Here is a 21,730-nt window from a genome sequence, read left to right on the forward strand (position 1 = left end):
CAGCGGGCTTTTTTGTGCGCTAACGATCAGGCGCGCGGCGGGTGTCGCTCCACCGGAGGCAGCTCAACCGTACGCTCGGCCGCTGCCAGCGCCGCCTTCAAGCCCGCTTGGTTAAGGGGTACGCAATACGCCGGTTTAGCCCGCTCGAATCGCCAGCTTTCATCCAGCCCTCCAGCATCCACGGCATCGAAACCCAGTTGGTCGAGTAACGTCATCACTTGCGCCTTTGCCGTCGCGTCATCTGCTGCCACTGGCAATGCGCGGCGGTCAGGCGCGCCGTGCGGGCGAGCATCCTGCGTCAGGTCTGGGGCGAAGATCGCATTAAATACTTTCACCACATGTGATTGCGGCAAATGGTCAGCCAGCAATCGGCTGGTGGTGGTTTCAAACCGGTCCAGGGGCGGGATATGCCCATCACGATCGGGGTAGTAATTGTTGGCGTCCATCACTGTCTTGCCCTCCAGCCATTGGGCGGGGACGCTGCGGTAGTGCTCCAGGGGGATCGCCACCAGTACCAGGTCACCAAACCTGGCAGCGTCATCTGCGCTGCCCACTTGCACACCGAGTATGCCGCTCACCACGCTGCTCATGGTGTGTGGGCCGCGGGAATTGCTCAGCATCACGTTATGTCCGGCGGCAAGCGCCAGTTGCGCCACGGCACGCCCGATAAAACCTGCTCCAATCACGCCAATCTTCATGTGCTTGCTCCAGTGGAAGTAGGAAGTGGCTATGATGATTAGCAACCATAACGTGATAAATCGTCATTTTGATGTGGATGTTGTTACTGGGAGTGGGGAATGATGGATCGCCTGTCAAGCATGAACGCCTTCGTGATAGCCGCTGAATTAGGCTCCTATGCGAGGGCCGCCGAACGCTTGGGCATGTCGCCGCAGATGGTGGCCAAGCATGTCACCGCGTTGGAACAACGCCTGGGCGCGCGATTGCTCAACCGCACAACCCGTCGACAAAGCCTGACTGAACTGGGAGGGGAGTATTACGAACGCTGCAAACATATCCTGACGGAGGCCGAGGCCGCCGACGCCCTGGCACAGGTCATGAACGACACGCCGCGTGGCAAGCTGAAAGTCACCGCCCCGGTGACCTTTGGCTCCTACAGCCTGATGCCGTTGATCACCGGGTTTTTACGTGACAATCCACAGGTAGAAGTCGATTTGCACCTGACGGATCGTTTCGTCGACTTGGTGGAGGAGGGCTACGACGCCGCGTTTCGCATTGGTCCGTTGGGCACGAGCGGCCTCACTGCGAGACCTTTGGCACCGTATCGGTTGGTGGCCTGCGCTGCACCGGCTTACCTGATGGCGCGAGGCACACCGCAGAAGCCGGCAGATCTTGAGCGTCATGAGTGCCTGGGGTACGCCTTTTCATCGCGTCCGGCGGATCGAGAGTGGGTGTTTTTCCAGGGCACGGTTTCCTACAAGGTACGAGTGGCCAGCCGTTTGCTCATCAATGAAAGCCGGGCATTGATGTCGGCGGCATTGGATGGTTTTGGCATTGTGCTCGGCCCGCAAGACTTTCTGCGAACGGCGTTGGCGAGTGGCGAGTTGGTGCGGGTGTTGCCGGAGTTTGAGGCTCCGAGTCGGTCGATGCATTTGGTCTACACCGCAAACCGCCAGCGTACCGCCAAGTTGCGCTGCTTTGTCGAGACTGTGCTGGGACGTTTTGGTCCGGTATGAAGGAGCACCACCGTGGCGGTCGCCGGGAGGCACGCTAAAGATCTACAGGTTCAGCCATCTGACAGACATCTCCTGTTAAAAATAACCCAGGCCCAAGCAGGGCCCGGCTGCAACAAAGGAAGGACTTCTTTCTGATGCAGGTGTTGGGCGTGCGCGCCCGAGGGTTTTGTATGTGGCTACGTTATGCAGCATTGGCCGCCATGGTGGTCGCGGCTTCCGGGTGTGTGCAAGAGCGTGTTGTGCATGAGCGCAGGCCGGTGCAACACGAGTACGTGGATGTGGTGGCGCCGCAACCGCCGCCGGTGCAGGTGATTGAAGTCGAGCCGGCGGTGCGCGAAGGTTATATCTGGTCACGCGGTTACTGGCGCTGGGAAGGTGGGCGCTATGTGGCAGTGCACGGCCATTGGGAACCGGTGCGCCAGGGGTATCGTTATGTACACCCGCATTGGGTGCAGCGTAATGATGGCTACCACTGGCAGATCGGCGGTTGGGTTCGCTAGCCCAACTTCCTCTCCCTCTGTAGGCACGAGCTTGCTCGCAAAAAACTCATAGGCACCGCGTGCCACCTGACTGCTCGCGTTATCGTTGAAGTTTTTCGCGAGCAAGCTCGCTCCTACAAAAAAGCCGCTCTAACCGAGCCGTTTCATCCCTGCTGCCTTGGCTGCGTGCAGATCAAACGTGGCGGTGTACTCGCAACCGGCCGCATGGCCACAGCGTTCGATCAGGCAGTCGGCAAAGTCCGCTTTGCTTGCGGTGAACTTGCGCAGGGCCTGCCAGATGATATCGGCGTGCTCGACGGTCAGTTCCCGTGTGTGCAGCAAGGTCTCCAGTACCGTCACCACATCGCTTTTGGCCGACTGGTAGCAGGACTGCAACACCCACACCAGTTCCGTAAGCGTCACCAGGCTGACAAAACCTGGTGAGGCGGCGGTGAGCGATTCGATCAGTTGGGACGCCTTGGCGGATTGAACCGGGTCATCCTGGGTCACATAACGCACCAGCACATTGGTATCCAGGCCGATCATCCAGCGCTTGCTCCCTGGGCCGCGATGGCGCGGTTCATGTCTTCGATAGACACGGCATGGGCGGGCTTGCGGATCAAACCCTTGAGGTCCTTGACGGTTTTGCTGGCGGCAATCATGGAAAACTTGCCGTCTTCCATTTCGACGAATTCCACCCGGTCGCCTGTTTCCAGGCCCAGGGCTGTCCTGACCTGAACAGGGATGGTGATTTGCCCTTTTGAAGTGAGTGTGGCGGTGGCCATAGTGAAGATCTCCATCGTGATATTCCTTACCTTAGGGTAAGGAATGACGGAGGACAATATCCGTTGGTCCATAGGTCGCTCGCTGAGGTGAATGAGTTGGAATAGTAAAACCCTAGTCCGAACTCTTGTTCCTCACACGCGTTGCTATGTCCCAAACGAATACAAACTATGACCGACCGCCGCTGGCTTACTGCACCACGCGATAGCACGGCACATACGCCGCGCCGCCCGGCAGTTTCATGCGGTGCTGGGCCACGAACGCCTTCAATAATTCATCCAACGGTTTCATGATCGCCGGGTCGCCGTGGATCTCATACGGGCCGTTCTCCTCGATCAGGCGAATACCCTTGTCCTTGACGTTACCCGCCACGATCCCCGAGAACGCCCGGCGCAGGTTGGCCGCCAATTCATGGGGCGGCAGTGCGTGGCTCAGTTGCAGGCTGGCCATGTTTTCGTGGGTGGGGTCGAACGGGCGCTGGAAGCCTTCGTCGATCTTCAGCAGCCAGTTGAAGTGGAACGCGTCGTTACGCTCGCGGCGGAACTGCTTCACCGCCTTGAGGCCGGTGGTCATCTGGCGGGCCACTTCGGCCGGGTCGTCGATGATGATCTGGTAATGCTTCTGCGCCGCTTCGCCCAGGGTGGCACCGACGAACGCGTGCAATTGTTCCAGGTAAGGCGCGGCATGTTTGGGCCCGGTAAGCACCACCGGGAACGGCAGGTCGCGGTTGTCCGGGTGCATGAGGATGCCCAGCAGGTACAGGAACTCCTCGGCCGTACCGGCGCCGCCGGGGAAGATGATGATGCCGTGGCCGACACGCACGAAGGCTTCCAGGCGTTTTTCGATGTCCGGCAAAATCACCAGCTCGTTGACGATGGGGTTCGGCGCTTCGGCGGCGATGATGCCTGGCTCGGTCAAGCCTAGGTAACGGCCATTGGTGATGCGTTGCTTGGCGTGGGAAATGGTCGCGCCCTTCATTGGGCCTTTCATCACGCCTGGGCCGCAACCGGTGCACACGTCGAGGCTGCGCAGGCCCAGTTCGTGCCCGACTTTCTTGGTGTATTTGTATTCTTCGGTGTTGATCGAATGGCCGCCCCAGCACACCACGATCTTGGGCTCCACACCCGGGCGCAGCGTACGGGCGTTGCGCAGCAGGTGGAACACGTAGTCGGTGATGCCTTGGGAGTTGCTCAGGTCGATACGCTGGCTGTCCAGCTCGTTCTCGGTGTAGACGATGTCACGCAGGGCGCTGAACAGCATCTCGCGGGTGCTGGCGATCATCTCGCCATCGACAAAGGCATCGGCCGGGGCGTTGAGCAGTTCCAGGCGTACGCCGCGGTCTTGCTGGTGAATACGCACTTCAAAGTCTTTATAGGCGTCGAGGATGGTCTTGGCGTTGTCGATGTGCGCGCCGGTGTTGAGAATCGCCAGGGCGCATTGGCGGAACAGAGTGTAGATGCTGCCGGTACCGGCTTCGCTCAGTTGCTGCACTTCACGTTGGGACAGGGTTTCGAGGCTGCCCTTGGGGCTGACGGAGGCGTTGATGACTTGACGTTGGGGCATTCTGATTCCTTGAAAGCACAGCCACCGCGTCCGCTTGGGGGCGATGGCTTGAGAAGGGTGAGCGCCAATTAAGGTCGCACGAGACGGTTATTTACCTCAGGCGCAAGGCCTAGCGCAAATGCCGTCCAACACCATCATGCCGCAGAACTTACTGAATCAGCTTCCAGTTTTTGTAGAAAACCCGACGCAGGGTAAAGACCAGACCGGCAAACCCTGCGATCACGGCGTTGAGCACCGAGGGCAGCAGGGTCGGGCGCACAATATCAATGAACAGGCAGTAGCGTTTGGCGTCGTTTTTGTTGAAGGAGGCGTGCATCAGCGTGTCATCGAAGATAAACAGCGGGTCGTCGTGCCAGTAGTGCTTGTGCTTACCCACCTGGATATACACGCCCTCATGGTGCGGTGCCGGCGCCATGTTGTAGAGCACACGGAACATCATGCGCAGGGGGCCGAAGTGGAACGACGTCGAGCGGTTCTCGTTGAACACCGAGACGCCGATGGTTTTCACGAACGGCAGTTTCTTGCGCAGCTGCGGGATATCCAGGGTGGTTTCGATCGGGCGGCCGTACCACTGGAAAAACAACATGCCGCGTTTCTTCTCGGCCATGCGTTCGTCCAGGTAGCTGATGATTTCATCCTTGCGGGCCATGGCGTCGTCGATCACCTGTTGCAGGTCTTCGCGCCAGGCCAGCGGCAGGTCTTGCAGGGTATAGACATGCCGGTTGCGGCTGCTCAGCAGGTCGAGCAGGGTGTTGAACGGTGCCAGCACCCAGGTATTACGACCGTTGCCGATAAAATACTTCTTGATGGTGTCGCGGTCGTACAGGCCGTTACGCAGGAAGTCATAAACGCCGCAGCACACCACCAACAGCAGAAACACCAGGCAACTGCGCGGGAAACAATAGATCAACAGCAGAACGCCGAGCGCCCACGCCAGGGACACCAGCTTTTTGCCGACAGCATTTTTGTTCATGAAACGAGGCTCCAAAGCCGAAATATATTGAAACAATATCGTCATCATAGGGCTTTCTGACACCGGCAAGCGTTTTTAAATAGGGCGAAATTGTGAAGCCACTGCACAATTTGTAACCGTTACCGTGCAGGCTCCGACGTTTTGTGGATTGAATTTTGAGAACAGAAGATTTGCGACTATCGTGACGCTTCGGTTTTTCAGGCGTCATAGACCGGTACGATTGAAGTTGAATGGCCACTATTGGCCTTCGGCACCTTGGAAGAGGCAGAAATTTTTATGATCATCAAACCGCGGGTTCGTGGCTTTATCTGTGTGACCGCTCACCCTGTTGGCTGTGAAGCGAACGTCAAAGAGCAGATCGACTACGTAACCAAAAACGGCGTCATCGAGGGCGGCCCTAAAAAGGTACTGGTCCTCGGTGCCTCCACCGGCTACGGCCTGGCCGCGCGCATCAGTGCTGCGTTTGGCTGCGGCGCCGACACCCTGGGCGTGTTTTTTGAGAAAGAAGGCGAAGAAGGCAAGCTGAGCTCCGCCGGCTGGTACAACAGCGCGGCGTTCGAGAAGTTTGCTGTGGAAAAAGGCCTGTACGCCAAGAGCATCAACGGCGACGCGTTCTCCGACGAAATCAAGCGCCTGACCATCGAAACCATCAAGAAAGACCTGGGCAAGATCGACCTGGTGGTCTACAGCCTGGCCGCCCCACGCCGTACCGACCCGCAAGGCGTGGTGCACAACTCCACCCTCAAGCCAATCGGCAAGGCCGTGACCCTGCGCGGTATCAACACCGACAAGGGCGTGGTGGTCGACACCACGCTTGAGCCTGCGACCCAGGAAGAAATCGACGGTACCGTGAAGGTCATGGGCGGCGAAGACTGGCAGCTGTGGATCGACGCCCTGCGTGACGCCGATGTATTGGCCGAAGGCGCCAAGACCACCGCGTTCACCTACCTGGGTGAGAAGCTGACCCAGGACATCTACTGGAACGGCTCCATCGGCGAAGCCAAGAAAGACCTGGACAAGAAAGTTTTGACCCTGCGCGAAAACCTCGCTGCGCTCAAGGGCGACGCCCGTGTGTCGGTGCTCAAGGCCGTGGTTACCCAGGCCAGCTCGGCAATCCCGATCATGCCGCTGTACCTGTCGCTGCTGTTCAAGGTGATGAAAGAGCAGGGCACCCACGAAGGCTGCATCGAGCAGGTCTACGGCCTGTTCAAGGACAGCCTGTACGGCAGCGAGCCGAAACTCGACGCCGATGGCCGCCTGCGTGCCGACCTGGCCGAGCTGGAACCGAAGGTCCAGGACGCCGTGGCCGCGCTGTGGAACCAGGTGACCGACGACAACGTCAACGAGATCAGCGGTTTTGCCGGTTACAAGGCCGAGTTCCTGCGCTTGTTTGGCTTTGAGGTCGACGGCGTGGATTACGACGCGGATGTGAACCCGACCGTCAAAATCAACGGGCTGATTCAAGCTTAAAACCCGGTCAATAAGGTGGGAGCTGGCTTGCCCTGATGTCAGTCAGTTAACGCAAATCCCCTGTGGGAGCGGGCTTGCCCGCGAAGGCGGTGCGTCAGTCGCGGCATCTGTGACTGCACGACCGCTTTCGCAGGCAAGCCAGCTCCCACATGTGATCTTCGTTGCTTTGAGCATTGCGTTCGCTCAATTTGGCTGTGCCTACTCCCTCTTTCTTTTCAGCCCCTTCTTACGCCTCCCTCTTTTAGATCTGTCAGACTCCAGCAGCTATCAAGCCACGCTAACGGAGGATCTGATGACGATTCGTGCAGTAGTTTTTGATTTCGGCGGTGTCCTGTTCGACTGGAGCCCGCAGCATCTGTACCGCAAGCTGATTGCCAACGACGTCGAGCGCCAGTGGTTCCTCGACACCATCTGCACCCAGGCCTGGAACACCGAGCAAGATGCCGGTCGCTCCCTGGCTGAAGCCACCCGCACCCTGGTTGCCCAATACCCCGAACACAAGACCCTGATCCAGGCTTATTACGAGCGCTGGCCCGAAATGCTGCGTGCTGAATTACCCGAGGGCGTGGCGATTCTCGAAGCGTTGCACCAGGTTGAGATGCCGCTGTTCGGGCTTACCAACTGGTCGGCTGAAACCTTCCCTTACGCCCGGGCCAACTACCCGTTCCTGAAGCGTTTTCGCGACATCTTGGTGTCTGGCGAGGTGAAGCTGATCAAGCCTGACCCGGCGATCTACCACGCCAGCCTCAGTCAGGTGCGTGAACACCTGCCAGACATCCAAGCCAGTGAAGTGGTGTTCATCGACGACGTCGCCGGCAATATCGAGGCCGCCATCGCATTGGGCTGGCAGGGCATTCACCATGTATCGGCCGAGCGCACCGCCGCGCGTTTGCGCGAGTTGGGCGTGGCGTTCTAGCGCGCCCATTTCTCCATTACAAAGTCGACGAACGCCCGCAGCTTGGGCAGGCGGTAGCGGTCTTGGCGATACATCAGGTGCATGGGGCGGCTGGGCAGTTTATAGGTGGTCAGCAAGGCCACCAGCTTGCCGCTCTCCAGGTCCGGTTGCACCAGGGCATCGGCCAGCATAATGATGCCCATGCCGTTGATGGCGGCCTGACGCAAGCCTTGGGAGCTGTTGATGGTCAATGAACCAGACACCGGCACCTGCACCTCACCTTCATCGCCGGTCATGCGCCAGAGTTTATCGGTGTCGCGCCAGTTGTCGTTCGCGGGGTAGGCGAATGCCAGGCAGTCATGCTGCTGCAGGTCATCCGGGGTGTGCGGTGTGCCGCGTCGCGCCAGGTAGGCAGGGGAGGCGCAAAGGGTGAGGGTATAGGCCTGCAGAGGCCGGGCGATCAGGCTGGAGCTTTCCAGTTCGCCGAGACGGATCGCCACGTCAAAACCGCTGTCGACGAGATCCATGCGCTCATTGCTCAGCACCACGTACAGGTCGATAAGGGGGTAGCGCTGGGAAAACTCACTCAAGGCCGGCACCAGGCGTTCGGTGCCGAACACCGGGGGGGCGGTGATGCGCAGGCTGCCTTTGGGGGCTTCGCTGTGGACCTGCTCGGCCAGTAGCTCCGAGTCGGCCACCAGCCCCAGCACTTCCAGGCAGCGCTGATAATACTGCCCGCCAAATTCGGTGAGGTTCTGTTTGCGCGTGGTGCGTTTGAGCAAGCTGACGCCAAGCCGTTGTTCCAGCGCTCGCAGATGGTTGCCCACCATGGTGGTCGAAATCCCGCATTCCTGCGCGGCGGCGGTCATGCTGCCGGTCTCGACGACTTTCACGTACACCGACATTGCCTGGAACAGATCCATTATCAAGCCCTGGTTTAAAGTTATTGCAGTAATTCTGCGTTTATCCAGCGAGGGTGGTTAACCATACTTGATCCACCCCAACGATGCACTGGAGCCGCCACCATGACCGCCGCCTGCCTGATGAGCACTTATCAACCCCTGGCCCTGAGCTTCACCCGCGGCCTTGGCACGCGCCTGTGGGACCAACAGGGCCGCGAATACCTGGACGCCGTGGCCGGCGTGGCGGTGACCAATGTTGGTCATTCCCACCCCAGGTTAGTGGCGGCCATCAGCGAACAGGCCGGCTTGCTGCTGCACACCTCCAACCTCTACAGCATCGACTGGCAACAACAATTGGCCCGGCGCCTGGCCCAACTGTCCGGGCTGGACCGCGCGTTCTTCAACAATTCCGGCGCCGAGGCCAACGAGACGGCGCTGAAGCTGGCGCGTTTGCATGGCTGGAAAAAAGGCATCGAACAGCCGCTGGTGGTGGTGATGGAGAACGCCTTCCACGGCCGCACACTGGGCACCATGGCCGCCAGCGACGGGCCCTCGGTGCGCCTGGGGTTCCAGCGTCTGCCCGGCGATTTCATCAAGGTTGGCTTTGGCGACATGGCGGCCCTGGAGGCGGTCACCGAACAGTTCGGCACGCGCATCGCGGCGGTGCTGCTTGAACCGATCCAGGGTGAAAGTGGTGTGTTGGTGGCGCCGTCGGGCTACCTCAAAGCCCTGCGCGAGCACTGTACGCGCCACGGCTGGCTGATGATGCTCGACGAAATCCAGACCGGCATCGGGCGCACCGGCACCTGGTTTGCCTTCCAGCACGAAGGCATCGTGCCGGACGTGATGACCCTGGCCAAAGGCCTCGGTAATGGCGTGCCCATCGGCGCTTGTCTTGCCCGCGCCGCTGTCGCTGAACTGTTCACCCCAGGCAGCCATGGCAGTACCTTTGGCGGTAACCCGCTGGCGTGCCGTGTGGGGTGTACGGTACTGGAGATTATCCAGGAGCAAGGCTTGCTGGAAAACGCCGCACGCCAGGGCGAACACTTGCTGGCGCGTTTACGCATTGAGTTGGAGGACCATCCGCAGGTGCGGGCGATTCGTGGCAAGGGCTTGATGATCGGCATTGAACTGGCCAGCCCTTACCGCGACCTAGCCCAACGGGCCGCCCAGGAGCACGGGCTGTTGATCAACGTCACGCGGGGCAAGATCATTCGGCTGTTGCCGCCGCTGACGCTGGAGCGCAAGGAAGTGGAGATGATCGTGCGAGCCATCACCCGCCTACTGGACTGAAAAAGTGCGGAAGGGGGCGATGCTCGTTCCCACGCTCTGCGTGGTAACGCCTCCTGTGACGCTCTGCGTCACGCCTTAAGAGCGGACGCGGAGCGTCCAGGGCAGCGTTACCACGCGGAGCGTGGGAACGATCAGAGGGAGGGGCCATTCAGCCATTCCTGGTTCATGGTCTCCGTATCGCCCAAGTATTCCAGCAACCACGCCATGGCTGGCGACAGCTTGTTCTGCGCCCACGCCACACACGACGGGCTGGCCGGAAATGGCCGGCTCAACTGCAGCGCGACCAAGTCCCCGCGCTCGATCCATAGCAATACCTGATGGGCCGGTGCCATCCCTACACACAGGCCATCGCGCAGGCAATCCAGAGCCGACGCCCAGTTGGGCACCACCAGGCGGCGCTGGTTATCCAGGGTCCAGGTGTCGCGCTTGGGCAGGTTGCGTGAGGTGTCGGTCATGCACAGCGAGGCAAAGGGGCGCAGTTGGTCATCACTGAGTAAACCTTCCGCCGCAGCTAAGGGGTGCCGGGCGCTGACCACGCACAGCCAGTTCAACAGGCCCATGTCGCGGAAGCTGAAGTGGCTGGCCACCGGCACCGCGCTGGTGGCGCCGATCACGATGTCGGTGCGTTCATCCGCCAGCGCATCCCACACGCCGTTGTACACCTCGTATTCGAGCAGCAATTCCACTTCGGGAAACTGCCGATAGAAGTCGAGCACCAACTGCCGGCAGCGCTGGGGTTTGACGATGGAGTCCACGGCCACCTTCAACTGGCCGCTCCAACCATTGGCCACCTGTTGGCACAGGCGCCGGGTGCCGAGCATTTTTTTCATCACGCCGCGGGCTTCGTCGATAAATAAACGGCCGGCGGGGGTCAGTTCTACGTCGCGATGCCGCCGCACAAACAGCGGCACGGCTAGCCATTCTTCAAGCTGGCGCACGGTGTAGCTGATGGCCGACGGTACGCGGTGCAGTTCCTGGGCGGCGGCGCTGAAGCTGCCGTGACGGGCAACGGCGTCGACCACATCCAGGGAATATTCCGACCACATGAGCGCTGCCTTCAAAATTATTGATGAGAGTGTCCAATTATTATCGCTTCACACAGATATTGTCAGCTTCATAATGGGCGCCAGTCAGCAAATAGTTTGATGGCAGTCTCTACAAGGCTTCGATGAAAAATTCTTTTGGTTTTACCTGGTATCTGGCGGGGCTGAGCATGCTCGGTTATCTGGCCATGGACATGTACTTGCCGGCGTTTGGCGCCATGGGCGAGCAGTTGAACATTGGTGCTGGCGCGGTGGGCGCCAGCTTGAGTATTTTCCTTGCCGGCTTTGCGCTGGGGCAGTTGCTGTGGGGGCCGCTCTCGGACCGCCTGGGGCGCAAACCGATTCTGATCGCGGGCCTGAGCCTGTTTGTGCTCGGTTGCCTGGGCATGTTCTGGGTTCAGAGCGCGCCGCAACTGCTGGCCCTGCGCTTTATGCAGGCGATTGGCGTGTGTGCCGCCGCCGTCAGTTGGCAGGCCTTGGTGATTGATCGCTACCCGGCCGACAAGGCTCACCGCGTCTTCGCCAGCATCATGCCGTTGATGTCGCTGTCTCCGGCCCTGGCTCCGCTGCTGGGTGCCATGGTGCTGAATCACTTTGGTTGGCAGGCGATCTTCGGCGTGTTGCTGGTGGTGTCGTTGTTGCTGTTGTTGCCGACCTTGTTCCTGCGCAATGTGCCCAAGCGTTCGGAGCACAAGGGCAGCCCGGTGCGCCTGGGCTATGGGCAATTGCTCACCTCGCGGGTGTTTACCGGCAATGTAATGATCTTCGCCGCCTGTTCGGCCAGCTTCTTCGCTTGGCTGACCGCCTCGCCGTTCATCCTCGGTGGCATGGGCTACAGCCCGAATGACATCGGCCTCAGCTACGTACTGCCGACCCTGGCGTTTCTCGTTGGCGGCTACAGTTGCCGCAGCGCCTTGCAGCGCCTGCCGGGTAAAACCCTGCTGCCGTGGTTGCTGGTCGCCTATTGCTTGAGCATGGTGGCGTTGTACCTGGTGGCCACCTTGAGTGTGCCGACCCTGACTACCTTATTGATCCCGTTCTGCCTGATGGCGCTGTGCAACGGCGCCAGCTACCCGATTGTGGTGGCGAATGCGCTGATGCCCTTTGCGGAAAATTCCGGCAAGGCGGCGGCCCTGCAAAACACCCTGCAGTTGGGCCTGTGCTTCCTGGCCAGCCTGTTGGTGTCGTCGATGATCGAGCAACCACTGTTGATCACGGTGATTGTGATGCTGGCGACCGCGCCGCTGGCGGTGTTGGGGTATTGGCTGGCACGGCCGAAGGGCAATTCTTCCGAACTGGCCAACGCCTGAGCTGACAATACGATCAAAGTGTGGGAGCTGGCTTGCCTGCGATAGCGGTGTATCAGTGCCAGATGGGCTAACTGAAACACCGCTATCGCAGGCAAGCCAGCTCCCACATTGTTTTGCGTTTCTTCAGTTAGAACGTCACTTCCATGTTCAGCGTCGGCGTTGAGGTGCGGCTGCCACGCCCACCGTCCACGCCGAATTTGTTATGCCAGTACTCATACCCCACCCCCAGGTACAAGTTCGGCTTGACGCTTTTACCCGGTCGCACCGCCACCATCAGCGCCGTACGCATCAGCGCTTCCGGTGCGGTATCGCGGCCATGGTAGTCCTCGCCTTTTTCCCCGACGTAGTTAATGAACCCCTGGAATTTCGCCGCATGGTTGCCCACCTCGAACGGTCGCATCCAGGTCAGGTTGAGCATGTAGGTAGCGTCGAAGGTGTGGTTCGACTCTTGCGCGCCGGGAATGCCGGTGTGGTTCTTTTCCTTGTAGTACATCAGGCTCAGGTCCAGCACGCCGACAGTGTTGAACTTCAACGTAGGGCCAATCACCAGGGCGCGCTTCTTGGCGGAAGCGAAGTTGTTGTTGCGGTTGGCGTCGAAGCCCAGGGTCAGCGCGTAATCCCTGATCAGCCCCGTGCCCGGCGGCAAGTCGAACACGCGTGAGGCATACAGCTGATGCCGGTACACGGCGTACACCTCGCTGCCCCCGTGGTCGGTGCCTTTGCGCGGGTCGCTGCTGTCGGACAGGAATACGTCGAGGTTGAGGAAGTTGCTGCCGTAACGATAGCCGCTGGCGTGGGTAAAACTGTAGATGCGCTTGCTGAATTCGTCGGGGTTGTTCGGGTTGGTGAAGTGCTGCCCGTAGCGAAACCCGACGCTGTTGTTCATCCATTCCACCGCAACGGCCTCCCCGCCGCCGAGAAGGGTCAATGCGACGGTGGCGCCCTGTAGTGCCTTTTTCATTCTTTTTGTCCTTTAGCGTTCTGGCTCGTGACGGCCGGATTGTTTTTGTAACGCCGTTGGAGGGTATCTTGTTCGATTGATTGTATACAACTCTATGGACATAGAGTCTGAACATTGCATACAGTGAGCGCACAACAAAAACAGAGAACCCCTCACCATGACTATCCCGAAGGCGTCACCGCAGCGGCCCGAAGATGAAAATCTGGGCGTCGCCGCCAACATGGCTTACGGCCTGCAGCATGTGCTCACCATGTATGGCGGTATCGTCGCCGTGCCGTTGATCGTCGGCCAGGCAGCCGGGTTATCGCCGGCGGATATCGGCTTGCTGATCGCTGCATCGCTGTTTGCCGGTGGCCTGGCCACGCTGCTGCAAACCCTGGGCCTGCCGTTTTTCGGCTGTCAGTTGCCGCTGGTGCAGGGCGTGTCGTTCGCGGGTGTGGCGACCATGGTGGCGATTGTCGGCAGCGACGGTGCCGGTGGTGTGCCAGCGATACTCGGGGCGGTGATGGCCGCATCCTTTATCGGTTTGTTGATCACCCCGGTGTTCTCAAGGATCACCAAGTTTTTTCCGCCGCTGGTGACGGGCATTGTGATTACCACCATCGGCCTGACCCTGATGCCCGTAGCGGCGCGCTGGGCCATGGGTGGCAACAGCCGGGCGGCGGATTTTGGCAGCATGTCCAACATCGGCCTGGCCGCGCTGACCCTGGTGCTGGTGCTGCTACTGAGCAAGATCGGCAGCGCAACCATCTCTCGCTTGTCGATCCTGCTGGCCATGGTGATCGGCACCGTGATCGCGGTGCTGCTTGGCATGGCGGACTTCTCTGGCGTCATGCAGGGGCCGATGTTCGGTTTCCCCACGCCATTTCACTTCGGCATGCCCACCTTCCATGTGGCAGCGATTATTTCCATGTGCATCGTGGTGATGGTGACGCTGGTGGAAACGTCAGCGGATATCCTGGCGGTGGGCGAGATCATCGACACCAAAGTGGACTCCAAGCGCCTGGGCAACGGCCTGCGCGCCGACATGCTGTCGAGCATGTTCGCGCCGATCTTCGGTTCGTTTACCCAGAGCGCGTTCGCCCAGAACGTCGGCCTGGTGGCGGTGACCGGGGTCAAGAGTCGGTTTGTGGTGGCCACTGGCGGGGTATTCCTAGTGGTGCTCGGCCTGCTGCCATTCATGGGCCGTGTGATCGCGGCCGTGCCCACCTCCGTGTTGGGCGGCGCCGGGATTGTATTGTTCGGCACGGTGGCGGCCAGCGGGATTCGCACGCTGTCCAAGGTGGATTACCGCAACAACATGAACCTGATCATCGTCGCCACATCCATCGGCTTCGGCATGATCCCCATCGCCGCGCCCAGCTTCTACGATCAGTTTCCAAGCTGGTTCGCGACCATCTTCCACTCGGGCATCAGCTCGTCGGCAATCATGGCGATATTGCTGAACCTGGCATTCAACCACTTCACCGCCGGCAACTCGGACCAGCAGTCAGTGTTTGTGGCGGGGACTGAGCGCAGCTTGTGCTTTCGCGACGTGGCCGCGTTGCGCGATGGCGATTACTACCGGGGTGGGAAGTTGTTTGATGCCGAGGGCAAGGAAATTCCCCTGGTAGCGGATACCTTGAGGAAAGCATCCAAGGCTGAGACCAGCGAGGTTTAACGAGCGACCCGTGTACCCTGTGGGAGCTGGCTTGCCTGCGATAGCGATGTTGAATTCACCGGTGCTATCGCAGGCAAGCCAGCTCCCACAGGGATTCAGCCGGCCTTGAGGGCTTTGTGCGGCAACGAACACGCCTCATCCAGAAACTTCACCACCGTCCCCATGCATGCCTGGCGTTCTTCCACATGGGGCATGTGGCTGGAGTCTTCAAACAGTGCCCAGCGCACGTCCGCTATCTCATCCAGGAACGGCTTGACCACCAACGGTGTGGCTTCGTCATGTCGACCGGAAATCACCAGGGTTGGCACCTTGATGGCTGACAGGCGGCCGATCACATTCCAGTCCTTCAAGCTGCCGATCACGTGGAATTCGGTCGGGCCGCTCATGGCGTGGTACACCGTCGGGTCGGCATCCACCTGGGCGAAGGTGCGTGCCACTTCTTCGGGCCATGGGTTGACCCGGCACACATGCTGGTCATAGAAAATCCGAGAGGCCGCGAGGTATTGCGGGTCTTGGTAGGTGCCGGCCTGCTCGTGCTTGAGCAGGGTTTCGTGCACGCCTTCAGGCAACAGCTTACGCAGGCGATTGGCTTCGCTGACCCAGGTGCGCATGCAGGTGGGCGAATTTGCAGGGATAAACGCGCGCAGGCCTTTGGGTTGCAAGATCGCGTGTTCGCTGCCGAGCATGCCGCCCCAAGATTGCCCCAGGATCGCGTAGTTCTCACTGATTTGCAGGTGGTCCAGCAGGTTGTTCAACTCGTCGAGGAACAGGCCGATGGTCCAGAACGACGGATCTTTTTCCGGCAAATGCGTGGAGCGGCCGTTGCCCAACTGGTCGTAATGGATGACTGCGTGGCCGCTGGCGGCGACGTCCTTGAAGGCGTCGACGTAATCGTGGGTGCAGCCCGGGCCGCCATGGATGATCACCAAGGGCGTGCGGCCTGTGCTCAGGTCGCCCGTGACGCGATACCAGGTCTGATAGGCGCCAAAGGGCGCGTAGCCTTCGCGAACTTTTTCGATGAATTCCATTTCGTACCCTGCTCTGAAAAAAAGGATCAGGGTTACGATAGTCTGAACAAAAAGTTTAGGTAACTAGCAAAACAGATAGGTTTTTGCCGAAAGCTCAATCTTCCAGCAAGCGGTAATGGGTGGCTCGAACCACCGCTTGAACACGGTTTTTGGCCCCCAGTTTGTGCATGGCCGAGGCCAGGTGCAGGGTGACCACTGCCAGGGAGCGGCTCAATTGCGTGGCGATTTCAGCGGCGGTCAGGCCTTCTGCCGCCCATTTCAGGCATTCGCGCTCGCGCTTGGTCAGGCGGATATGCGGATAAGCCCGCACCTCCTTGCTGAACAGCGGGTACGCCGCTTCCTGGAGGGCATGGGTAATCAGACTGAAATCGGCCAGCGTATGTTGGGCGTCCTTCAATACCGTGCGCGCCTTGCCGGTGCGTAAGCCGGTGAGCGAGGCAAAACCGCCCTTGGGCAGATGAATCGGCACACTGACGCCGCAGGTCAGCTGGCGTTCATGCAGGTAGGAGGAAACGGGAGCGTGGCACGGGTCGATGATCTTTTGCAGGGCGGTCTCAGTCTTGGCCTCATAGGACCAGACAAACGGTGATACCGAACTCAATGCCAGGTGTTGCACCGGGTCGATCTGGTAAAACCCTTCGCTGCACCATAAGGCGTGCCAGTCGGCCGGTGTGTTGCGCAGTTGCAACAGCGAAGGCGTGATCAGTGCGCCGTTGAGATCGATGGGCACCGGGCTGTAGTCATACACCAGCGCATCGAAGCCCAGTTGTTGGGCCAGGATAAACGTATTGTCCATCTGTTCATCCAGGCTCCTGCCCGGTATGAGGCGATTATTGAAGGCGGTCAGCTTGGCCAGCATCCGTTCTGCTCCCGAATTCATTTGAATCTCGACTTGCTGCAAGTAGAATGCCACGCCCCGGCGAAGGACTGCCAGGCCAAACCTATAAGAAATACTAGGTTATGGACGCACGGCATCCTCGGTAGTGTTGACCTGATAAACGGCCGCTACCCGCCAGGCCGATACAACACAAGGAATGTATGCATGTGGCGTGAAATTGCCCCCGACCAGCAATACAACGTGCAAGTCGACGGCCATAACCTCGTGGTCTACAGCTTTGGCGAAGGCGATGAGGTGCTGCTGTGTCTCAACGGCGGGCCGGGCCTGCCGTGTGACTATCTGCGTGACGCCCATGGCTGGCTCAAAGCGCATAACCTGCGAGTGGTTGCATTCGACCAGCTTGGCACAGGCGCATCAGCCAGACCGACCGATGCCGCACTGTGGGAAATCCGCCGTTATGTCGAAGAAGTCGAGACCGTGCGCCAGGCGCTGGGCCTGGGCCGCGTGCATTTGCTCGGGCACTCCTGGGGCGGTTGGCTGGGGATCGAATATGCCGTGCATTATCCCGGTGCGCTCAAAAGCCTGATCCTGGAAAACACCGTCGGCGACATTCCCCACCTGTCCCAGGAGCTGGAGCGCCTGCGCGGCGCCCTGGGCAGCGAAACCGTGGCCATGATGCAACGCCACGAAGCCATGGGCACCCTCGACCACCCGCAGTACCAGGCCGCCATCACCTTGCTCAACTACCGCCACGTGTGTCGGCTCGACGAATGGCCGGAGCCGGTCAAGCGCTCCCTGGGCGACTGGAACATGGGGCCGTACGAAACCATGCAAGGCCCCAACGAGTTCCTCTATATCGGCAACCTCAAGGACTGGAACCGCCTCAAGGAAATGGCCGAGTTCACGATGCCGATCCTGATCACCACCGGCCAACATGACGAACTTACCCCCGCTTGCGCAATGCGCATGAAACTAGCAGCACCCCACGCCGAGTTGCATGTGTTCCCCAACAGCAGTCATATGCCGTTTTACGAGGAGCCGCAGGCGTACTTCCCGGTGCTGCTGGACTTCCTCGCTCGCCACCGAGACTGACGCATGAACCTGGCGCGCTACCGTTTTGTGTTGTCCCGGCCCCTGCAATTGCTGCCGGTGCTGCTGGGCATCAGCCTGATCACCTTCGTGTTGGTGCGCTCGATTCCTGGCGACCCGGCGCGCGCCTTGCTGGGTTCGCGCAGCACGCCGGATGCGCTGCTGAAGATCCGCGCCCAGTTCGGCCTCGACCAGCCTTTGTGGTTGCAATACTTTTACTTCCTGAAAAACCTGCTCAAGGGCGACCTCGGCCAATCGCTGCTGTACAAGGTCGACGCCCTGAAACTGATCGTCACCCGGATCGAGCCGACCCTGGTGCTGGTGCTGGGCAGCGTGGTGCTCGCGTTGTTGATAGCGGTGCCACTGGCAACGATTGCGGCGCGCCAGCAAGGCCGTTGGGCAGACAAGCTGATCCGCGTGTTCACCACGGTCGGCCTGGGCATGCCGGCGTTCTGGCTGGGGTTGATGCTGATCCTGCTGCTCAGCGTGAAATGGGGCTTGTTCCCGGTGTCTGGTTACGGGCGCACCTGGCTGGACAAGGCGCACCACATGCTCTTGCCGTGCCTGACCATCGCCCTGGCGCTGTCGGCGGTGCTGGTGCGTAACCTGCGGGCGAGCATGTTGATGGAATTGCAGGCGGATCACGTCACCGCCGCACGCGCACGCGGGCTGTCGGAAGGCGCGGTGTTTCGCCGGCATGTGCTGCCCAACGCTCTGGTGCCGGCGGTCAACCTGCTGGCGGTCAACATCGGTTGGCTGATCAGCGGCACGGTGGTCATCGAAAGCCTGTTCGCGATTCCAGGCATCGGCCAGTTGCTGGTGCGCGGCATTTTCACCCGTGACTACATGGTGGTGCAGGGCGTGGCGATGGTGCTGGCCTGTGCCACGGTGGTGGTCAACTTCATGGCTGACCTGGTGACAGTGGCCCTCGACCCACGGGTGAAGATGCAATGAGCAGTCGCCCCCTGATTGCCCCATGGCGCTTGCGCCTGCGCTTTGGTTTTCGCAATGGCCGACTGACCGCCGCATGGGGGTTGTTGATCCTGTTCGCGTGGTTGGCCCTGGCGCTGTTTGCGCCGTGGGTCGCGCCCTATGACCCCATCGCGCAGGACACCGGCATGAGTTTGCTGGCCCCCAGCCTTGCCCATCCGTTGGGTACGGACAATTACGGAAGGGACATTCTGTCGAGGGTGATCTGGGGTGCGCGCATCGACCTGCAGTTGGCGGTTATCGGGGTGATCTTCCCTTTCATCATTGGCACCTTTATCGGTGCGGTCTCGGGTTATATCGGCGGGCGTTTCGACAGTGTCTGCATGCGTGTGATCGACGTGGTGCTGGCGTTCCCGTTCCTGGTGCTGATGCTGGCGATCATGGCCATCCTCGGGCCGGGCTTACAGAGTTTTTACATCGCCATGGCGCTGGTGGGCTGGGTGTCGTATGCGCGCCTGATTCGCTCGCAGATCCTGGTGCTCAAGGAAAGCGAGTTCGCCCTGGCCGCCAAGAGCCTGGGCTTTGGCCATGGACGCATTCTGTTCCGGCATTTGTTGCCCAATGCGCTGTTTGGCTCCATCGTGTTTTCCATGTCCGACGCGGTGCTGGTGCTGCTCAACGGCGCCGCCGTCAGCTACCTGGGCCTGGGGGTGCAGCCACCGACCGCCGAATGGGGGACGATGGTGGCCGAGGGGCAAGCCTTTATCACCACCGCCTGGTGGATCTGCACCTTTCCGGGCCTGGCCATCGTGACCTTGGCCATGGGCTTCAGCCTGTTGGCCGATGGTGTTGCACAGGTATTGGGGGAGCGCTCATGAGCCTGCTGAAGGTGCGCGACCTCAGTGTGATCGCCAACAACGCCGGGCGTGAGGTCACCTTGGTGGACCGGGTGTCTTTCGACCTGGCCGAGGGTGAAATCCTCGGCCTGGTGGGCGAGAGCGGTTCGGGCAAGACCATGGCCTGTCGCGGCCTGATGCGTCTGTTGCCATCGCCCAACCTGCGGGTGCAGGGCGGCGCGGTGCAGTTGGCCGGCCAGGACTTATTGGCACTGGATGATGCCGGTATGCGCGCCGTGCGCGGCGGGCAGTTGGGCATGGTCTTCCAGAACCCCAGCAGCCACCTGGACCCGTTGATGCGTATCGGTGAGCAGATCGCCGAGGGCATCCGCCTGCATCAAGGCGCGTCGAAAAAAGACGCGCGCTTGCAGGCGATCGAGGTATTGCGTCAGGTCGGGATTCCCGATCCGCAGGCCCGGGTCGACAACTACCCCCATGAGTTTTCCGGCGGCATGCGCCAGCGCGCAATGATCGCCGTGGCCCTGGGCTGCAACCCGAAGGTGTTGATCGCCGACGAACCGACCACGGCCCTGGATGTGACGGTGCAGGCGCAAATCCTGCGGCTGTTGCTCGACCTGCGCGACCAGCGTGGCCTGTCGATCATCATGATCACCCATGACCTGGGCGTGGTGGCGCAAACCTGCGATGCCATCGCCGTGATGTACGCCGGGCGCCTGTGCGAGCACGGCAGCAAATACGAACTGCTGGCCCAACCGCAACATCCGTATACCGCAGGCCTGATCGACTGCCAGCCGGCCCACAGCAGCGGGCATGCGTTGTTGCGCACCATTGCTGGCCAGCCGCCGTTGCTCGATGCATTGCCCGACGGCTGCCGCTTCCACCCGCGCTGCCCGCAGGCAGGCGCCTTGTGCACCGAGTTGCTGCCCCAGGGCGCACGTGTGGCCTGTCACTACCCGTTGGGAGCGCGCCCATGAGCTTGTTACAGGTCAAGGATCTGGAAGTGCGCTTTGCCGCGTCCGGCAGCGGCCTGCTGGGCCTCAACCGCCAGTGGGTGAGGGCGGTGAACGGGGTGTCGCTGAACCTCGCTGCCGGTGAAACCCTGGGTTTGGTGGGCGAGTCCGGCAGTGGCAAGAGCACCCTGGGCCGGGCAATTCTGCACCTCAACCCGATCAGCGCCGGGCAGGTGTTGTTCGACGGTATCGACATGGCCCATGGCAGCGCCATCGACATTGCCCGGCTGCGGCATGAAACCGCGATGATTTTCCAGGACCCCTACGCCGCACTCAATCCACGGCACAGCATTGGCGAAACCCTCGCCGAGGTACTGCGTGTGCAGCGTAAGGTGGCGGCGCAGCAGATTCCTGAGCGTGTGAATGAGTTGCTCGAACTGGTCGGCTTGCGTCCTGAGCTGGCTTCACGCAAGCCCGGCTCTCTCAGTGGCGGCCAGTGCCAGCGCGTGGGTATCGCCCGGGCGCTGGCGGTGGAGCCGCGCTTGATCATTGCCGATGAATGTGTGGCCGCGCTGGATGTGTCGATCCAGGGCCAGATCATCAACCTGCTGCTGGAACTGCAACAACGCATGAACCTGGCGATCCTGTTTATCGCCCATGACCTGGCCATCGTGCGACGCCTGTGCGACCGCGTGGCGGTGATGTACTTGGGCAAGATCGTCGAGGAAGGCCCGGTGGAAGCGGTGTTCACCGCGCCGCGTCACCCGTATACGGCAGCGCTGATCCAGGCCATCCCGGAGATCGATCCGCACCGGCCATTGCCTGCGCAGCCATTGCCCGGCGAACCGCCGAGCCCGCTGAATCTGCCGACTGGTTGTGCCTTTCACCCGCGTTGCCGGTATGCGCAAGCCAAGTGTTCCTCGGTATTGCCCCCCACCCATTTCCTGCACGAGCATCGGTACAGTTGCGTGCTTGAAGACCCTTTGCTTTGACCTTCTGCCATTCATTAACA

Annotated in this window: 22 protein-coding genes; 12 read left to right on the forward strand and 10 right to left on the reverse strand. The window is 60.6% G+C overall.

What is annotated here, in order from left to right; all coding sequences use genetic code 11:
• Positions 1-26: 26 nt before the first annotated feature.
• Entirely contained in the window at positions 27-698 is a 672-nt protein-coding gene (locus JMV15_RS04255; RefSeq protein WP_014717591.1) for an NADPH-dependent F420 reductase, read from the reverse strand.
• Positions 699-797: 99 nt separating this feature from the next.
• Here JMV15_RS04255 and JMV15_RS04260 point away from each other — a divergent pair, with 99 nt between their 5' ends.
• Both JMV15_RS04260 and JMV15_RS04265 read left to right on the forward strand, forming a co-directional pair.
• Positions 798-1,694: a LysR family transcriptional regulator gene (locus JMV15_RS04260; protein WP_038449482.1), complete on the forward strand. Its 897-nt coding sequence runs from the start codon at positions 798-800 to the stop codon at positions 1,692-1,694.
• Positions 1,695-1,864: 170 nt separating this feature from the next.
• A complete protein-coding gene (locus JMV15_RS04265; RefSeq protein ID WP_014717593.1) occupies positions 1,865-2,194 on the forward strand; it encodes a YXWGXW repeat-containing protein in 330 nt (109 codons plus the stop codon).
• Between the two features lie 129 nt (positions 2,195-2,323).
• Here the strand turns inward: JMV15_RS04265 and JMV15_RS04270 are convergent, their stop codons facing one another.
• From JMV15_RS04270 to JMV15_RS04285, 4 genes are all read right to left on the reverse strand, one after another.
• A complete protein-coding gene (locus JMV15_RS04270; RefSeq protein WP_014717594.1) occupies positions 2,324-2,719 on the reverse strand; it encodes a PIN domain-containing protein in 396 nt (131 codons plus the stop codon).
• A complete protein-coding gene (locus JMV15_RS04275) occupies positions 2,716-2,973 on the reverse strand; it encodes an AbrB/MazE/SpoVT family DNA-binding domain-containing protein (protein ID WP_014717595.1) in 258 nt (85 codons plus the stop codon). The genes JMV15_RS04270 and JMV15_RS04275 overlap by 4 nt, the downstream gene beginning before the upstream one ends.
• Positions 2,974-3,145: 172 nt before the next feature.
• Positions 3,146-4,519: a nucleotide 5'-monophosphate nucleosidase PpnN gene (gene ppnN / locus JMV15_RS04280; protein ID WP_014717596.1), complete on the reverse strand. Its 1,374-nt coding sequence runs from the start codon at positions 4,517-4,519 to the stop codon at positions 3,146-3,148.
• A 148-nt stretch (positions 4,520-4,667) separates the two neighbouring features.
• Positions 4,668-5,492, reverse strand: a complete 825-nt coding sequence (locus tag JMV15_RS04285; RefSeq protein WP_038449487.1) for an aspartyl/asparaginyl beta-hydroxylase domain-containing protein — start codon at positions 5,490-5,492, stop codon at positions 4,668-4,670.
• A 276-nt stretch (positions 5,493-5,768) separates the two neighbouring features.
• On the opposite strand from JMV15_RS04285, the gene fabV reads away from it, so the two are divergent.
• Positions 5,769-6,962: an enoyl-ACP reductase FabV gene (gene fabV / locus JMV15_RS04290; RefSeq protein WP_201491303.1), complete on the forward strand. Its 1,194-nt coding sequence runs from the start codon at positions 5,769-5,771 to the stop codon at positions 6,960-6,962.
• A gap of 292 nt (positions 6,963-7,254) precedes the next feature.
• Positions 7,255-7,878: an HAD family hydrolase gene (locus tag JMV15_RS04295; protein WP_032902659.1), complete on the forward strand. Its 624-nt coding sequence runs from the start codon at positions 7,255-7,257 to the stop codon at positions 7,876-7,878.
• Here the strand turns inward: JMV15_RS04295 and JMV15_RS04300 are convergent.
• Positions 7,875-8,780 (reverse strand): LysR family transcriptional regulator, encoded by a 906-nt coding sequence (locus tag JMV15_RS04300; RefSeq protein ID WP_014717600.1) that lies wholly within the window; start codon positions 8,778-8,780, stop codon positions 7,875-7,877. The genes JMV15_RS04295 and JMV15_RS04300 overlap by 4 nt on opposite strands.
• A 102-nt stretch (positions 8,781-8,882) precedes the next feature.
• On the opposite strand from JMV15_RS04300, the gene JMV15_RS04305 reads away from it, so the two are divergent.
• On the forward strand, positions 8,883-10,052 hold the full coding sequence (locus JMV15_RS04305) for an acetylornithine transaminase (RefSeq protein WP_038449490.1): 1,170 nt from the start codon (positions 8,883-8,885) through the stop codon (positions 10,050-10,052).
• Positions 10,053-10,183: 131 nt separating this feature from the next.
• On the opposite strand, the gene punR is transcribed toward JMV15_RS04305, so the two are convergent.
• The gene (gene punR, locus JMV15_RS04310) at positions 10,184-11,098 is read right to left on the reverse strand and encodes a DNA-binding transcriptional activator PunR (RefSeq protein ID WP_038449492.1); all 915 of its coding nucleotides are present in this window, start codon (positions 11,096-11,098) and stop codon (positions 10,184-10,186) included.
• A 122-nt stretch (positions 11,099-11,220) separates the two neighbouring features.
• On the opposite strand from punR, the gene punC reads away from it, so the two are divergent.
• Complete coding sequence (punC, locus tag JMV15_RS04315) at positions 11,221-12,405, forward strand: purine nucleoside transporter PunC (protein WP_014717603.1); 1,185 nt, start codon at positions 11,221-11,223, stop codon at positions 12,403-12,405.
• A 127-nt stretch (positions 12,406-12,532) separates the two neighbouring features.
• Here punC and JMV15_RS04320 read toward each other — a convergent pair whose 3' ends face one another.
• Positions 12,533-13,366, reverse strand: coding sequence for a nucleoside-binding protein (locus tag JMV15_RS04320; RefSeq protein WP_069868326.1), 834 nt, complete (start codon positions 13,364-13,366; stop codon positions 12,533-12,535).
• A gap of 157 nt (positions 13,367-13,523) precedes the next feature.
• Between JMV15_RS04320 and JMV15_RS04325 the strand changes: the two genes are divergently transcribed.
• Positions 13,524-15,026, forward strand: coding sequence for a nucleobase:cation symporter-2 family protein (locus JMV15_RS04325; protein ID WP_014717605.1), 1,503 nt, complete (start codon positions 13,524-13,526; stop codon positions 15,024-15,026).
• Between the two features lie 95 nt (positions 15,027-15,121).
• Here the strand turns inward: JMV15_RS04325 and JMV15_RS04330 are convergent, their stop codons facing one another.
• Both JMV15_RS04330 and JMV15_RS04335 read right to left on the reverse strand, forming a co-directional pair.
• Positions 15,122-16,054 (reverse strand): proline iminopeptidase-family hydrolase, encoded by a 933-nt coding sequence (locus JMV15_RS04330; protein ID WP_019820652.1) that lies wholly within the window; start codon positions 16,052-16,054, stop codon positions 15,122-15,124.
• 94 nt (positions 16,055-16,148) lie between these two features.
• Positions 16,149-16,913 carry a LuxR family transcriptional regulator gene (locus JMV15_RS04335; RefSeq protein ID WP_019820650.1) on the reverse strand — a complete coding sequence of 255 codons (765 nt, stop codon included), beginning with the start codon at positions 16,911-16,913 and terminating at the stop codon, positions 16,149-16,151.
• Positions 16,914-17,096: 183 nt separating this feature from the next.
• Here JMV15_RS04335 and JMV15_RS04340 point away from each other — a divergent pair, with 183 nt between their 5' ends.
• Genes JMV15_RS04340 through JMV15_RS04360 form a run of 5 tightly spaced genes read left to right on the forward strand, consistent with a single transcriptional unit; the run spans position 17,097 to position 21,710 of the window.
• Positions 17,097-17,984, forward strand: a complete 888-nt coding sequence (locus JMV15_RS04340; protein WP_019820648.1) for a proline iminopeptidase-family hydrolase — start codon at positions 17,097-17,099, stop codon at positions 17,982-17,984.
• Positions 17,985-17,987: 3 nt separating this feature from the next.
• On the forward strand, positions 17,988-18,935 hold the full coding sequence (locus tag JMV15_RS04345) for an ABC transporter permease (protein ID WP_003189752.1): 948 nt from the start codon (positions 17,988-17,990) through the stop codon (positions 18,933-18,935).
• Positions 18,932-19,789, forward strand: a complete 858-nt coding sequence (locus JMV15_RS04350; protein ID WP_032902665.1) for an ABC transporter permease — start codon at positions 18,932-18,934, stop codon at positions 19,787-19,789. The genes JMV15_RS04345 and JMV15_RS04350 overlap by 4 nt, the downstream gene beginning before the upstream one ends.
• On the forward strand, positions 19,786-20,742 hold the full coding sequence (locus JMV15_RS04355) for an ABC transporter ATP-binding protein (protein ID WP_019820646.1): 957 nt from the start codon (positions 19,786-19,788) through the stop codon (positions 20,740-20,742). The genes JMV15_RS04350 and JMV15_RS04355 overlap by 4 nt, the downstream gene beginning before the upstream one ends.
• Complete coding sequence (locus JMV15_RS04360; RefSeq protein WP_020302500.1) at positions 20,739-21,710, forward strand: ABC transporter ATP-binding protein; 972 nt, start codon at positions 20,739-20,741, stop codon at positions 21,708-21,710. Before JMV15_RS04355 ends, JMV15_RS04360 begins: the two co-directional genes overlap by 4 nt.
• Positions 21,711-21,730 lie beyond the last annotated feature (20 nt).

It is taken from the genome of Pseudomonas paracarnis (genome assembly GCF_904063055.1).
GTDB lineage: Bacteria > Pseudomonadota > Gammaproteobacteria > Pseudomonadales > Pseudomonadaceae > Aquipseudomonas > Aquipseudomonas paracarnis.